We start from the raw sequence: 12,633 nt of genomic DNA, 5'->3' as shown, positions 1-12,633 counted from the left end.
CCCCGGCAGGAGACCTGCCGGGGATTCTCGGTGCGGGATCGTCGGGGGCTTCCGTCAGCCGAGTCGGACGCCGTGGGCCCGCAGCGCCTCGGTCACCGGCTGGTGGAAGGTCGTGCCGCCGGTGCGGCAGTTGCCGGAACCGCCGGAGGTGAGCCCGTGGGCCGTCTCCCCCGAGAACAGCGGGCCGCCGCTGTCGCCGGGCTCGGCGCAGACGGTCGTCTGGATCAGGTCGTGGACCGTGCCCTGGGGGTAGGTGACGGAGACGCCCGTCGCCACGACCTCTCCGGTGCGGACCCCCGTGGTGCTGCCGCTGCGCCACACCCGCTGGCCGACGATGGGATCGGCCGCCCGGGTGATGGCCTGGCTGGTGCCGTTGTGGAGGTTCACCCGGCTCGGGTGGTCCACTCGGGCGGTGTAGCGCACCAGGGAGTGGTCGTCCCCGGGGAAGCTGCTCGCCACGGTGATGCCGATGTTCCTCCCGCCGCGGCTCGTGGACCAGCCGTCGAGGAGTTCGCCGCAGTGGCCCGCGGTGAGGAAGTACGGCAGGCCGTTCCGGGTGACGTTGAGACCGAGGGTGCAGCGCGCGTTGTCACCGCGCCAGATGGCGTCGCCGCCCGCGACGAAGGGCCTGAACTCGCCCTTGACGCGCTTCAGCACGGCCTTGCCGTCCTGCGCGGCGACCTGCTTCCTCAACGCGCTCAGGGCCTCGCCCTCCACCGAGGAGTCCGCGGAGACGACGACCTTGTTGAGCCGGTGGTCGACGGCGCGTGCGGTGCCGGGGAGGGAGGTGGCGGCGAGGTCCTTCTGCACGGTGCCGAGCCGGGCCAGGGAGTACCGGACGATCCGGGGTTCGGCTCCGGCCTTCCGCGCCTTCTCCGCCGCCTGCTCGCCGAGAACGTTGACCACCAGTTTTCCCGCTCCGGCGTCGTAGTAGGCGCCCGCCATGTCGTCCTTGAGGTCGCCCTCGAGGGACGTGGCCAGCTCGGTGGCGGCGGCGGCCGTGAGGGGTGCCGACGCGGCTCCGGCCGAGGGGGCCGGGTCCGCGCTCGCCGGGACGAGGGCGCCGCACAGGAACGCCGCCGCGCCCGCGCCCGCGGCTGCCGCGCGCCATGCGAATGTCCGTTGGTGCTTCAACTCTGTGCCTCCCGTGGGGGATGGGGCCGCCCGAACCAGGACGGCCCCGGAGGAAAGTCCGGCTCGGTCATCCTTCCTCGCCCGACAGGGCCGCACACACGGAGTCACGTTCCGTGCGCGCCGAGTGAACGTGCCGGTATCGGCCCATCATCCCCGGAGTTCCGCTTACCGGCACGCCGAGCCCGCCCCCGCCCCACCGTGCGCGACGGTCGCGCGGCACGATGAAAACCCCCGCCCGGCGGTTGCCGGACGGGGGTTCGCGCGCTCCGGGGTCGCCCCCGGACCACAGGGACCGGTGAGGATCAGTAGACGCTCACGCCGTAGGCGTTCAGCGCCTCGACGACCGGCTGGAAGAAGGTCGTGCCGCCGGTGCGGCAGTTGCCGGAGCCGCCGGAGGTCAGGCCGTAGGCGGTGGTGCCGTAGTACAGCGGGCCGCCGCTGTCGCCGGGCTCGGCGCAGACGTTGGTCTGGATCATGCCGTAGACGATGTCGCCGCCACCGTAGTTGACGGTGGCGTTCAGGCCGGTGACGCGACCGCTGTGGGTGCCGGTGGTGCTGCCGCGGCGGTAGACGGTCTGGCCCACGGACGGGTTGGCGGCGCGGGTGATGTCCTGGTTGCCGACCTGGCCGGGACGGCTGATGGAGCTGGTGTAACGGACGATGCCGTAGTCGTTGTTCGGGAAGCTGGACCCGGCCGTCGTGCCGAGGGTGGTGGAGCCGTTGGTCCAGGTGGAGGTGCCGTTGGTGCAGTGGCCGGCGGTCAGGAAGTAGTCGACGCCGCTGCTGCTGCGGACGTTGAAGCCCAGCGAGCAGCGCCCGCCGCCGCTGTAGATGGCGTCGCCGCCGGAGATCAGCTTGTTGAACTTGCCCGGGGTGCGCTCGATGCGGATCGCCTCCGCACCGGCCCCGGCCTCCCTCTTGATCTTGGCTATCTCGGCCTTGCTGACCGTGCTGTCCACCGTGACGACCAGGGTGTTGGTCTCCTGGTCGGTGTACCAGGCGGTGCCGGCGACGTCCGCGGTCTTCATCGCCTTGTTCGCCATGGAGACCTGGGCGGCCGGCGACGGGGCGGGCTCGGCGCTCGCCGAGGCGGGGATGGTCAGGGCCGCGGCGGCCACGATCCCGGAGGCCGCGGCGAGGAGACGGATGCGACCGCGTCTGGCCGGACCGGTGTGGGGGGAGGTGCGCTTGATCCTCACTGGTTTCTTCCTCCTGTGAAGGAAACGGGGGGGACCCGCGTTGTGGGGTGCGGGCACGCGCGGCGCCGCCGGGAACTCGCTGTTCGACGCGTTCCTGACAAGCGCTGTGGGGAGTATTCACACGCTGGATCACGGCGCGCAAGAGGTCCGGCGACAAAATGTGGCGCTGAGCGCACCGGTCGCCCCACATATCGGACACCGACCGTCCCCCGCCCTCGTCAACTGCATCCGCAGTCACAACCGCAATTTCCGCAACATCCGTCCTCACCGCAGCAGTTACAGCACTCGCAGCAATTGCAGCAGTCGCCGCAGCCCGAACAGTCGCAGGAGTGACACAGACCCTCGCGTTTGCGCTCCTTCCAGGGGTCGTCGTACTCCTCGCGGCAGCAAACCTGACCGGTGCAGAACAGCACCGACCACACGGCACATCCGGCCAACAACCCCCGGCGACGGCGCGGTGGTTCGGGACGCGGCGGACCCGGTGGGTACGGCGTCCCCGGCAACGGCGCTCCGGGATGCGGCGCTCCGGTGCGGGGCGGGGTGACGCGTCCCTCGGCGAACGACCGCCGCACCGCGTGCCGCACCTCGTGGTCGAGCAGCGCGCGCACCAGGGCCGCGCCCTCCGCGTCCGCGAACTCCACGTCCCGCAGGGCCAGTCGGATGCCGCGCGCCGCGTCGTCGCACAGCCGCCGCACCTCGGGCAGCGGTGTGCCGGTGACGGCTATCGGGTTCCAGGCGCCCGACCGCTCGTCGGCGGCCAGGTCCTCCACCGCGTCCAACAGGTGCGCCAGACGGCCGAAGAACCGACCGGCCTCGGCCAGCGGCGCCGCGTTGCCCGGCCGACCGGCCAGGACGGCGGTGTGGGCGAAGGCCGCGGCGGTCGCGGTCTCGGTGGGCTCGGTGACCGCGAGCAGCGAACCGCCCGGCCCCACGGCCGCCTCGATCGACGGCTGTCGCTCCACGGCCTCGGTCAACACCGTGGTGTCGAAGCCGAGTTCGGCCCCGGTGCGCGCGCCCGCCCGGTCCCAGCCGGCCGCCACCCTGCGCGCCGCCGCCGCCATCGGGCGCCGCGCCAACACCCCGTCCCCGTCGGCGACGTGGTCGCGCACCTTCGCCGAGGCCAACACCAGGGAGACCGTCGCGGCCAGTCGGGCCCCCTCGCCCCGGGCCACGGAGGCGGTGCGCATCCCGCGCAGCGGGCACGGACCCGCGGTGCGCCGCAGACCGTCGAACCCGTCGTTACCGCGCTCGATCTGAGCCTCGGTCAACACCGACACCACGAGTCCGTCGTAGTTGGTGGCGATCCGGGCGAACTGGCCGTGGTCGCCGCGCAACGCCAGGCAGAGACCGCACAGATGGGCCGTCCACGCGGCTCTCGTCCCCTCGTCCAGCCGGTGTCGACACGGCCTGATGATGCCGAACAAGCTCCCCCCGTTCTCTTGTCGCATGAGTGTTCGCCACGATAGCGGGCAACTTCACCCGTATGCCCTCGGTGACCACCCGACCGGCGAGACCGCCGGCCCCGCCCCGCGTCACCCCCCGCGTGCGGCTTCGATGCCCGCTCCGGCACCGCGCTCCCACGCGCCTTGTGCACCAGTACCGTCACGAATCCCGTGCGGAATGGGTAACTGTTTGGCGCGTTGTCAGCATCATGGACGACCATAGGGGTGCGGGCCCCGCGGCGGAGGCACTGCCAAACACGGTGGACCGTGCTTGTGAGAGGAGGCGTCCATGGGATCGGTGCGCAAGGCGAGTGCCTGGCTGGGCCTCGTCGACGACAGCGAGATGCGCTACTACGACGACGAGTATGCCGAGGGCTCCGAGTCCGAGGACGTCCGTGACACCTGGGCCACCGACCCGCGGGTGCGGGTCACCGCGGAGACCGCCCACGGCCAGGGAGCCCGGATCGCCACGATCACCCCGGACGGCTTCGGGGACGCCCGGACCATCGGCGAACTGTTCCGGGACGGCGTCCCGGTCATCATGAACCTCACGGCCATGGAGCCCGCCGACGCCAAGCGGGTCGTCGACTTCGCCGCCGGCCTGATCTTCGGCCTGCGCGGTTCGATCGACCGCGTGGCCACGCGCGTCTTCCTGCTGACCCCCTCCGACTACGAGGTGGTCAGCGGCGTGGACCAGCGCACCGTCGGGGACGGCTTCTTCAACCAGAGCTGAGCACCCCGGCCGGAGCGGACGGCCCGGCGGGCGGGGCCCGAGGGGAGGCTCATCGGAAGGCGTCCAGGCCGGTGAGCGCCTTGCCCAGCACGAGTTGGTGCATCTCCACGGTGCCCTCGTAGGTCAGCACCGACTCCAGGTTCGTGGCGTGCCGCATGACCGGGTACTCCAGGGAGATCCCGTTGGCGCCCAGGATCGTCCGCGCGGTACGGCAGATCTCGATCGCCTCCCGCACGTTGTTGAGCTTGCCGAAGCTGACCTGTTCGGGACGGAGCCGCCCCGCGTCCATCCTCCGCCGCGCACCTCCGGCAGGACGGCGTCGGCGGGCAACCGCACCCCGTCCAGGACGAGTTCGCTGGTGACCGAGGCCCGCAGCGACAGCTTGTGCTTGATCGGCGGCGCGGAGAAGCCCGGGGTGTCGGTCGGCACCACGAAGCCGCGGACGCCATCCGCGGCAGCCACCGCTGCTTCTGCTCCTTCGATCCGTAGCGGTGGATCGCGTACATCGCCAGCGAACCCTGGACGGAGACCAGCGAGCGGATGCCGGAGTCGGCGGCCTCCAACTCCAGGCAGGCCAGCCCGTACTGAACGGCGGACGCGCCCGCACAGCCGTAGCCCTCCAGGGACATGCCCAGGGCGCCGATCGAGCCGAGTTCGCGGGCCAGTTCGCGGATGCCGGGCACCTCGCCACGCTCGTACCACTCGGCGACGTGCGGCAGCACCCGGTCGGCGGCCCAGGAGCGGACAGTGTCGCGCACCGCCAGGTCCTCCGGTTCGAGCAGGTCGTCCAGGCCGAGCGGGTCGGCGGGGTCGAAGGGCGGGGCGGAGCTGGGCATGAGGGCCTCCGGCAGAGCGGTCTTCGCGGTGCGATCTCCGGGTGTCCGCCCGACGTTACGGACGGGCGACGCCGCCGGACAAGAGGGGGCCGTCCTGCCGCCCGGACGGCTCGGCGGTGTTCTCCGTGACGTGCTCGGTGGCGTGCTCTGCGGCGTCCGCGCCGGGCTTCCGGGCCTCCTGCCCGGGGACGTCCTCCCCGTCCCCCGCCGAGGGCTCCACCGTGCGCGGCAGCCGCAGCGCGGCCAGCGCGCCGAGCAGCAGCAGCCCGGCGCTGACCAGCAGCGACACATGGAGGCCGTGGACGAACGACTCCCGCGCCGCCACGCGCAGCGCCTCCCCGGCCGGGCCGCCGAGCCGCTCGGCGATCTCGTACGCCTCCCCCAGCGAGTGCGCGGCGTCCCTCCCGGCGCTCTCCGGCACCCCCGCCACCTGCCGCACCCCCGGGGCGTAGACGGCGTTCATGACGGTGCCCAGGACGGCGATGCCGCACCCCGCGCCGAGCTGGTAGGCGGTCTCGCCGATCGCGGCGGCACCGCCCGCCTGGCGGGCCGGCGCCTCGTTGAGCATCGACTCGTAGGAGCCGAACAGCGTCGTCTCCAGACCGAAGCCGAGCAGGACGAATCCGCCGGCCAGCAGGAGGGGGCGGTCCTGCTCGCCGACCCCGGTCAGCAGCAGCACCGCGGCGGCGGTGAGCACGAAGCCCAGGGCGACCATGGTGCGCGGCCCCAGCAGGCGCAGCAGGCGGGCGCCGGCCAGCCCCGCGGCGATCGCGGCGAGGCTGAGCGGCAGCAGCCGCAGGCCGGTCCGCAGGGGGCTGAGCCCCAGGACGAGCTGGAGGTACTGGGCGGCGATCAGTGCCAGGCCCACCAGCGCCAGCACGGTCAGCACGATGCAGGCAACGGCCGTACCGAAACCGGGCCGGGTCAGGCTGCCGCAGTCCACCAGGGGGTGACGGCGACGGCGCTGGCGGCGCACGAAGAGCGCGAGCAGCGCCACCCCCAGCACGACGGGCCCCACCGTCCCGATGTGGACCACCTCGCCCTCGCCGGCCCGTTTGACGCCGAGGATCAGCGCGCCCAGCCCGGCGGCGGCCACGAGGGCGCCCAGCACGTCCCAGGGGCCGTCCCGCTCCCCGGTGGACTCCGGCAGCAGCCACCGTCCGACGGGGATGCACAGCAGCATCAGCGGGACGTTGACCAGGAAGATCGAGCCCCACCAGAAGTGCTCCAACAGGGCGCCGCCGACCAGTGGCCCGACGGCGGCGCCGACGGCGGCGACCGCGCTCCACACGCCGATGGCCAGCGCCCGCTCGCGACGGTCGGGGAAGACCTGCCGCAGGATCGACAGGGTGGCGGGCATGATCATGGCGCCGCCGACGCCCTGGAGCGCCCGCGCCGCGATCAGCGTCCCGGGGCCGCTCGCGTACGCGGCCAAGGCCGAGGCGAGGCCGAAGGCGGCGTATCCCCCCAGCAGCACCCGGCGCCGCCCCACCCGGTCCCCGAGGGTGCCGAAGAGGATGAGCAGGGACGCGCAGACGAGCGGGTAGGCGTCGACGATCCACAGCAGTTCGGCGGCCCCGGGCCGCAGCGTCTCGGAGACGGCGGGGACGGCGACGTGCAGCACGGTGGCGTCCATCGCCACGAGCAGCAGGCTGGCGCAGAGGACGACGAGCACGGTCCACCGGTTGGCGGGGCCCGTCAGGCCGGACGGAACGCTCCCACGCCCTTTCCGCGCCCTCCTCCGCGTCCGCTCCGCCGCCCTTCGCGGCCTCTGTCGGGGGACGTCCGCCGCCCTGGTGGCTCCGGCCGTGGTCGTCCCGGACATGTACGCACCTCCTGTTGCGCTCGCACCCGTCGCCACCGTGGGGAACGCCGGGACGCGGGGACGGCGTCCGGCCCGGTGCGAGGGGCGAGTGACCCGTTAGCGTACGCGAGTCCTCCGCGCGCTCGCGTGGCCCGCCTCACCTTGACATCATCCCCACATCCGTGCGGGCGCCCGGTCCCGCGGGGGCGGAGAGGTGTGGCCGCGCGGTCCGTGAAGCGCCCCGGGCGGACTCGCGCGAACCGACCGGTTAATGAACGGTTGACTGCGCCCGTCCGCAAGGGAAAAAGAACACGGCAGACCACTCCAATAGCTTCCGGGAGATCTTCGGACGGAAAAGCGGCAGGCCTCTTCGCCACCGGGTTCACCACCGGGAAAAACAGGTCGTGGAAGTCTTGGGCGGAGAAGTTTCCACATCACATAGGCATTACGAATGTCGGTGCCCGGTGCTATGCCGCCCGTCACCGCCTGTAATCTCGATGGAGTGCGTACCGACCGGATCTTCGCCCGCCTGGAACAGGAGCCAGCGCGGCCGCTCGCTCCCCCACCGGGGATGAGCGGCACCCGCAAGGCGCTCTTCTTCACCACGCTGGGGCTCTACGCGGTCATCGTGGCGGCGGTGCTGACCACCTCCCGGCTCGTCCGGCTGGACTGGCAGGTCATGCTCTTCCGCCCTTACAAACAGTGGCCGGAGATACACGCCTTCCTCGACTACTTCGTGGTGCTGGGCCAGCGCGGCCCCACCGCGGTGTTGGTCGCCGCCTGGCTCGGCTGGCGCTCCTGGCGGCAACGAACCCTGCGTCCCCTGCTGGCCCTGGGCACCTCCCTGCTGCTGCTGAACGTGACCGTGGGCGCGGCGAAACTCGGCATGGGCCGCGAGGGGCCGCACTACGCCAACCGCATCGGCGCGAACGAGATGTTCCTGACCGGTGACATATTTCCCTCCGGCCACACCGCCAACGCCGTGGTCACCTGGGGCATCCTGGCCTATCTGGCCACCACGCCGCGGGCACGGCGTTGGCTGTCCGTCGTCGCCGCCGTCTTCGCGCTCGGGGTCGGGGTCACCACCGTCTTCATCGGCACCCACTGGGTCAGCGACGTGCTCCTCGGTTGGACCGCCGGGCTGTTGATCCTGTTGGCGCTGCCCTGGTTCGAGCCGCTCATCACCCGTGTCGAGGCGTATCTGCTGAGTCGCTGGTACCGGTTGCGGGAAGGCTCCGCGCCCGTGTCCGTCCGGCTGTGGCCCTCGGCCGTCGGCCCGACCCGGACCGGGCGGCCCGGCGCCCGGCCGCCGCTCCCGTCCCCCGAACCCGTGCTCTCCGCCCGCTCCTCCGACCGGTCGGGCCGTGCCGGGGACCCCCGCACGCACCACCCCTCCCACGCGGCCCGGCACGCGGCCCGTTCGGAGCGCTCGCCCGTCACCCCCGGCGGCAGCCGCAGACCCCCCGGGGAACGCACGGTGTCCCGCACCGCGCCGCTCGGGCCGCGGAAGTGACCTCGGGACCGGCACCCGGCACCCGGCACCCGGTATCCGGCGCCCGCGAACCGACGCCCGTACGGCGTCGGTTGGACGCCGGGAGCGGCGGAGTCGGTACGCACCCTTCTCCCCCGCGCCACGACGGCCCCCGCCCCCTCCCCTCGTTCCGATCCGGGAGGCGGGCGGGGGCCGTCGGCGTTCGCGTCAGCCCTTCCAACTGCGGATCACGGTGCCGTTCTCGACGGTGAAGTTCAGCCGCCCGGAGAGGTACTCCATGGTGATCACCGCGTCCGGCGGGAGGGCCCGCACGGTGGTCCAACCACGTTCGCGGGCCTGCCGTTCGGCGGTGCGGACGTCGAGCCCGACGTAGGTCTCGGGGTCGTCGTCCGGCGTGTTCGGGGTCGCTGGTACCGGTGCCATGACAGCACCGTACGCCGCCGGTGGAGCAGCCGGAAGTTCCGGCTCGATCGTGGTGTCGTCACGCTTGTGTCACAACTCTCCGGAGTCCCTCGCCCGTTGCCGACGTCACTCGTAAGTGCCCTGTCCGTCACGCGGACTCGACGCCCGGAGCCCCTTCCCCTCGTTTATCCAAGGGAGTTCGGGAGAATCCGCGATCACCCGTCCGACGCCTCGCCGGAAATCCGGTGGCGGGAATTCCGGCGAGTTTCCCCAATTCCCTTTCCGAACACGGAGGTTTGCGCGGGGAACCTCGCGGTACCCGATGTCGGAGAGGAGCCCATGACAGAGAAGACGAACGACGACAGCACACACGCGGTGGAGGACGAACGGCGTCCCCTCTCGCCCGGCGAGGTGCTGCGCACGGCCCGGGCGGAGTTCACCGACCTGACGGGCCTGAGCGCGGAGAGCGTGTCCCGGTTCGAGAGGACCGGGGACGGCTGGGCCCTGGAGGTGGAGGTCCTGGAACTCGAGCGGGTGCCGGACACGATGAGCCTGATGGCCACGTACGAGGTGACCCTCGACGGAGAGGGCCTGCTCACCGGATACCGCCGCCTCCGCCGCTACGAACGCGGTCGGGCCGATTCGTCCCACCGCGGCTGAGAGCCGACACCGGAGAGGAGTGGCTCCCCCATGACCACTGCAGTTCCCGCCCAACGGTCCACCGGGGGTGGAGGCGGCAGCAGCGGCCTCTACGACGTCCTGGAACTCATCCTGGACCGAGGACTGGTGATCGACGCGTTCGTCCGCGTCTCGCTGGTCGGCATCGAGATCCTGAAGATCGACGTACGGGTCGTGGTCGCGAGCGTCGACACGTACCTGAGGTTCGCCGAGGCGTGCAACCGCCTCGACCTGGAGTCCGGCCCCAGGAAGTCGCCCGGTCTGCCGGAGGTGTTGGAGAACGCCACCGAGAGCGGCGCGAACAGCAAGACCAAGGGCGCGCTGGCCGGGGCCGCCGAGACCCTGTCCGACGCCTTCCGCCAGGGCCGTTCCTCCGACGAGGAGGAGGAGGCCGAGCCCCGCAGGCGTCGCGCCGCCGGCCGTCGCAAGGAGGAGAGCGAGTGAGCGTCTACGTCTACGGGATAGCGCGCTCCGACCACCCGGCCCTGCCGGAGAAGGCCCCCGGAGTCGGCGAACCGCCGCGCGAGGTGCGGGTGCTCCGCGAGGGAGACCTCGCGGCGTTGATCAGCGACTGTCCCGAGGACCTGCGTCCCAAGCGGCGCGATCTCATGGCCCACCAGCACGTGCTGACCGAGGCGGGCGGCAAGGGAAGCGTCCTGCCGCTGCGTTTCGGCAGCCTGTCCGAGGACGACGAGACCGTGCGTCGGGTGCTCGCCGACAACGCCGAGCACTACGCGCGGCAATTGGAGGAGCTGGACGGCCGGTCCGAGTACAACGTGAAGGCCGTGCACCGGGAGGAGGAGGTGCTGCGCGTGGTCCTGGCCGAGAACGACGAGGCCCGGTCCCTGGCGGAGCGCAACCGCGCCTCCGGTGGCGGCACCTACGAGGACAAGCTGCGGCTGGGCGAACTCCTGGCGAACGCCGTGCGCGAGCGCGAGACCGAGGACGCCCGGTCGGTCGAGGACGCCCTGGCCCCCCTGGCCCGGCGGAGCGTCCCCGGCCCGGAGGGGTCCGGTTGGCTGGCGAACCTCTCCTTCCTGCTCGACCGCCACGCCTCCGACGACTTCCTGGCGGCCGTCGAGAAGCTGGGCCGGGAGAACCCGCACCTGGACATCCGGGTGACGGGACCGCTGCCGCCGTACAGCTTCGTCGACCAGCCGCCCGCCAAGGCCGCCGCCGGGCAGGCCGCTTTGTGAGGGAGTGAGCGGCCGTGGGTTTGATCGGCGACCTCCTGCTGCTGCCCGCCGCACCGTTCCGCAGCGCCGGATGGGTGCTGCGGCAGGTGGTGGCCGAGGCGGAGCGGCAGTACTACGACCCGTCGGCGGTCCAGCGCGAACTCCACGAGTTGTCGCGGCAATTGGACGACGGACTGATCGACGAGGAGGAGTTCGACCGCCGGGAGGACGAACTGCTCGACCGGCTGCAGGCCATTCGGGAGCGGTACCAGGGAGACCAAGGAGAACAGTGAGATGACGAACCGGTCGGTACTGGCGCTGGCCTTCACCACGGGGTATGCGCTGGGCCGCGTGACGAAGGTCAGACTGCCCCTCGGCGTGGGCGCCGTGGCGCTGGGGAAGCGGCTCGGAGTGGATCCGGAGCGGCTCGGCGAACGGATCAAGGAGAAGAGTCCCGACCTCGCCGGGGTGCCCGACCGACTGCGCGACAACGTCAAGGGGCTCGGCGAGGCCACGGCCGGTGGGCTGGGCTCGCTGACCGGCGGGCTGCGAGACCGCGCCGAGGGCGTGCGCGAGCGGCTCGGCGGAGCGTCCGGGAAGAGCGGCGGGGACGCCGACGCGGACGGCTCGGACGCGGGGAAGTCCGGTGAGAAGGCCGGTGGAAAGGCCGACGGAACGTCCGAGGAAGCCGGAGGGGCTGCGAAGAAGAGCACGGCGCGGCGCTCCCCGGCCAAGAAGGCCACCTCCGGGAAGACCGCCGCCGGAGCCGGAAAGGCCGCCGAGAAGACCGCCGGCACCGCCAAGAAGACCGCCGGCACCGCCGGAAAGTCGACCGGCGCGGCGGCGAAGAAGGCTTCCGCCGGGAAGACGGGCTCGGCGGGAAGGGGGTCCTCCGGGAAGTCGACCGGCGCCTCCGGACGCACGGGAGGCTCCCGCCGTGACTGACGGCACCGACGGACTCGCGAGGGCCGTCGCCGACGGTCCATCCGCCGGCCGCCTCCGGGAGGCGGCCGGCGGCTACGTCCGGGCACAGGGCCGGCGTCTGCTGGCCGCCACCGGACGCAGGCTGGGCGAGACCTCGGCCCGGCTCGACGACACGGAGGGCGGCCCCGGTGCCCACGCCGACGACGCCGCCGTCGTCGGGTTCGTCCTGAAGGAGACCGCGAAGGGCGCCGTGAAGGACACCGTGAAGGGAGCCGTGCGGGACGCCGCCAGGGGTGCCGCCAGGGGTGCCGCCAGGGGTGCCGCCAGGCGGACCGGCGCCGGCTTGGTCGTCCGCGTCGTCCGCCGGCGCGGCAGCGGCGCGGACAGGGCCGTCACGATCGGCGAGTCGATCGACGTCGGCGCCCCGCTGCCCGACACCTACGACCGGTGGGCCCTGCTCCACGAGTCCGACGGGCCCGTTCCGCACTGGCGTCCCAGGATCCTGTGGACCACGCGCGGCTGGCACACCCGCATCACCGAGGAGATCGAGGACGAACGCATCGTCTGGTCCGCGCGCGGGACCGGGGGGACGGCCGAGGGCGTGGCCACCTTCCACGAGCTGGCCGACAACCTGACCCGGGTGCTGCTGGTCCTGGAGTACCGGCCCCGGGGACTGCGCGGGAAGGCCGGGCGCCTCTGGTCCGCTCCGGCCCGCCACGTACGGTACGACCTGCGGCACTTCCGGCGCTCCGTGATGCTGGACGGCGGAAGCCGCGCCGCCGGGGCCGCGTCGGGCCCCGCGCGCTGACGCCCC

General features: G+C 72.6%; 13 protein-coding genes and 1 pseudogene. 8 read left to right on the top strand and 6 right to left on the bottom strand.

All coding sequences use genetic code 11. The annotated features are described in order from the left end of the window. Positions 1-54: 54 nt before the first annotated feature. From IF47_RS0124390 to IF47_RS0124380, 3 genes are all read right to left on the bottom strand, one after another. Positions 55-1,134, bottom strand: a complete 1,080-nt coding sequence (locus IF47_RS0124390; protein WP_031511141.1) for a S1 family peptidase — start codon at positions 1,132-1,134, stop codon at positions 55-57. Positions 1,135-1,436: 302 nt separating this feature from the next. After that, the gene (locus IF47_RS0124385; protein WP_031511140.1) at positions 1,437-2,333 is read right to left on the bottom strand and encodes a S1 family peptidase; all 897 of its coding nucleotides are present in this window, start codon (positions 2,331-2,333) and stop codon (positions 1,437-1,439) included. Between the two features lie 218 nt (positions 2,334-2,551). Further along, positions 2,552-3,757, bottom strand: a complete 1,206-nt coding sequence (locus tag IF47_RS0124380; RefSeq protein ID WP_211257265.1) for a DUF5685 family protein — start codon at positions 3,755-3,757, stop codon at positions 2,552-2,554. A gap of 307 nt (positions 3,758-4,064) precedes the next feature. Here IF47_RS0124380 and IF47_RS0124375 point away from each other — a divergent pair, with 307 nt between their 5' ends. Next, complete coding sequence (locus IF47_RS0124375) at positions 4,065-4,508, top strand: cell division protein SepF (RefSeq protein ID WP_031511138.1); 444 nt, start codon at positions 4,065-4,067, stop codon at positions 4,506-4,508. Between the two features lie 49 nt (positions 4,509-4,557). On the opposite strand, the pseudogene IF47_RS28215 reads toward IF47_RS0124375, so the two are convergent. Both IF47_RS28215 and IF47_RS0124365 read right to left on the bottom strand, forming a co-directional pair. Next, positions 4,558-5,344, bottom strand: a pseudogene (locus tag IF47_RS28215) (acyl-CoA dehydrogenase family protein). Positions 5,345-5,399: 55 nt separating this feature from the next. Further along, positions 5,400-7,169 (bottom strand): MFS transporter, encoded by a 1,770-nt coding sequence (locus IF47_RS0124365; RefSeq protein WP_078592085.1) that lies wholly within the window; start codon positions 7,167-7,169, stop codon positions 5,400-5,402. 481 nt (positions 7,170-7,650) lie between these two features. Here IF47_RS0124365 and IF47_RS0124360 point away from each other — a divergent pair, with 481 nt between their 5' ends. Further along, positions 7,651-8,661: a phosphatase PAP2 family protein gene (locus IF47_RS0124360; RefSeq protein ID WP_031511136.1), complete on the top strand. Its 1,011-nt coding sequence runs from the start codon at positions 7,651-7,653 to the stop codon at positions 8,659-8,661. A 186-nt stretch (positions 8,662-8,847) separates the two neighbouring features. Here IF47_RS0124360 and IF47_RS0124355 read toward each other — a convergent pair whose 3' ends face one another. Then, on the bottom strand, positions 8,848-9,063 hold the full coding sequence (locus IF47_RS0124355; protein WP_031511135.1) for an I78 family peptidase inhibitor: 216 nt from the start codon (positions 9,061-9,063) through the stop codon (positions 8,848-8,850). A gap of 318 nt (positions 9,064-9,381) precedes the next feature. Between IF47_RS0124355 and IF47_RS0124350 the strand changes: the two genes are divergently transcribed. Genes IF47_RS0124350 through IF47_RS0124325 form a run of 6 tightly spaced genes read left to right on the top strand, consistent with a single transcriptional unit; the run spans position 9,382 to position 12,627 of the window. Further along, the gene (locus IF47_RS0124350) at positions 9,382-9,702 is read left to right on the top strand and encodes a gas vesicle protein GvpO (protein WP_051718186.1); all 321 of its coding nucleotides are present in this window, start codon (positions 9,382-9,384) and stop codon (positions 9,700-9,702) included. A 30-nt stretch (positions 9,703-9,732) separates the two neighbouring features. Next, positions 9,733-10,164: a gas vesicle structural protein GvpA gene (locus IF47_RS0124345; protein WP_031511133.1), complete on the top strand. Its 432-nt coding sequence runs from the start codon at positions 9,733-9,735 to the stop codon at positions 10,162-10,164. Further along, positions 10,161-10,916 (top strand): GvpL/GvpF family gas vesicle protein, encoded by a 756-nt coding sequence (locus IF47_RS0124340; protein WP_031511132.1) that lies wholly within the window; start codon positions 10,161-10,163, stop codon positions 10,914-10,916. Before IF47_RS0124345 ends, IF47_RS0124340 begins: the two co-directional genes overlap by 4 nt. Before the next feature lie 14 nt (positions 10,917-10,930). Further along, positions 10,931-11,188 carry a gas vesicle protein GvpG gene (locus IF47_RS0124335; RefSeq protein ID WP_031511131.1) on the top strand — a complete coding sequence of 86 codons (258 nt, stop codon included), beginning with the start codon at positions 10,931-10,933 and terminating at the stop codon, positions 11,186-11,188. Between the two features lies 1 nt (position 11,189). Next, a complete protein-coding gene (locus IF47_RS0124330) occupies positions 11,190-11,840 on the top strand; it encodes a hypothetical protein (RefSeq protein ID WP_031511130.1) in 651 nt (216 codons plus the stop codon). Next, a complete protein-coding gene (locus tag IF47_RS0124325; RefSeq protein ID WP_051718185.1) occupies positions 11,833-12,627 on the top strand; it encodes an SRPBCC family protein in 795 nt (264 codons plus the stop codon). Before IF47_RS0124330 ends, IF47_RS0124325 begins: the two co-directional genes overlap by 8 nt. Positions 12,628-12,633: the final 6 nt, after the last annotated feature.

It is taken from the genome of Streptomyces megasporus (genome assembly GCF_000718985.1).
Taxonomy (GTDB): Bacteria; Actinomycetota; Actinomycetes; order Streptomycetales; family Streptomycetaceae; genus Streptomyces; species Streptomyces megasporus.
The sequence above is the reverse complement of the archived record's forward strand: the minus strand, read 5'-3'. Positions and strand labels throughout refer to the sequence as shown.

Coding starts and splice junctions, on each gene's coding strand:
- IF47_RS0124375 (WP_031511138.1), top strand. CDS start 4,065: ATGGGATCGGTGCGCAAGGCGAGTGCCTGGCTGGGCCTCGTCGACGAC.
- IF47_RS0124365 (WP_078592085.1), bottom strand. CDS start 7,169: ATGTCCGGGACGACCACGGCCGGAGCCACCAGGGCGGCGGACGTCCCC.
- IF47_RS0124355 (WP_031511135.1), bottom strand. CDS start 9,063: ATGGCACCGGTACCAGCGACCCCGAACACGCCGGACGACGACCCCGAG.
- IF47_RS0124350 (WP_051718186.1), top strand. CDS start 9,382: ATGACAGAGAAGACGAACGACGACAGCACACACGCGGTGGAGGACGAA.
- IF47_RS0124345 (WP_031511133.1), top strand. CDS start 9,733: ATGACCACTGCAGTTCCCGCCCAACGGTCCACCGGGGGTGGAGGCGGC.
- IF47_RS0124330 (WP_031511130.1), top strand. CDS start 11,190: ATGACGAACCGGTCGGTACTGGCGCTGGCCTTCACCACGGGGTATGCG.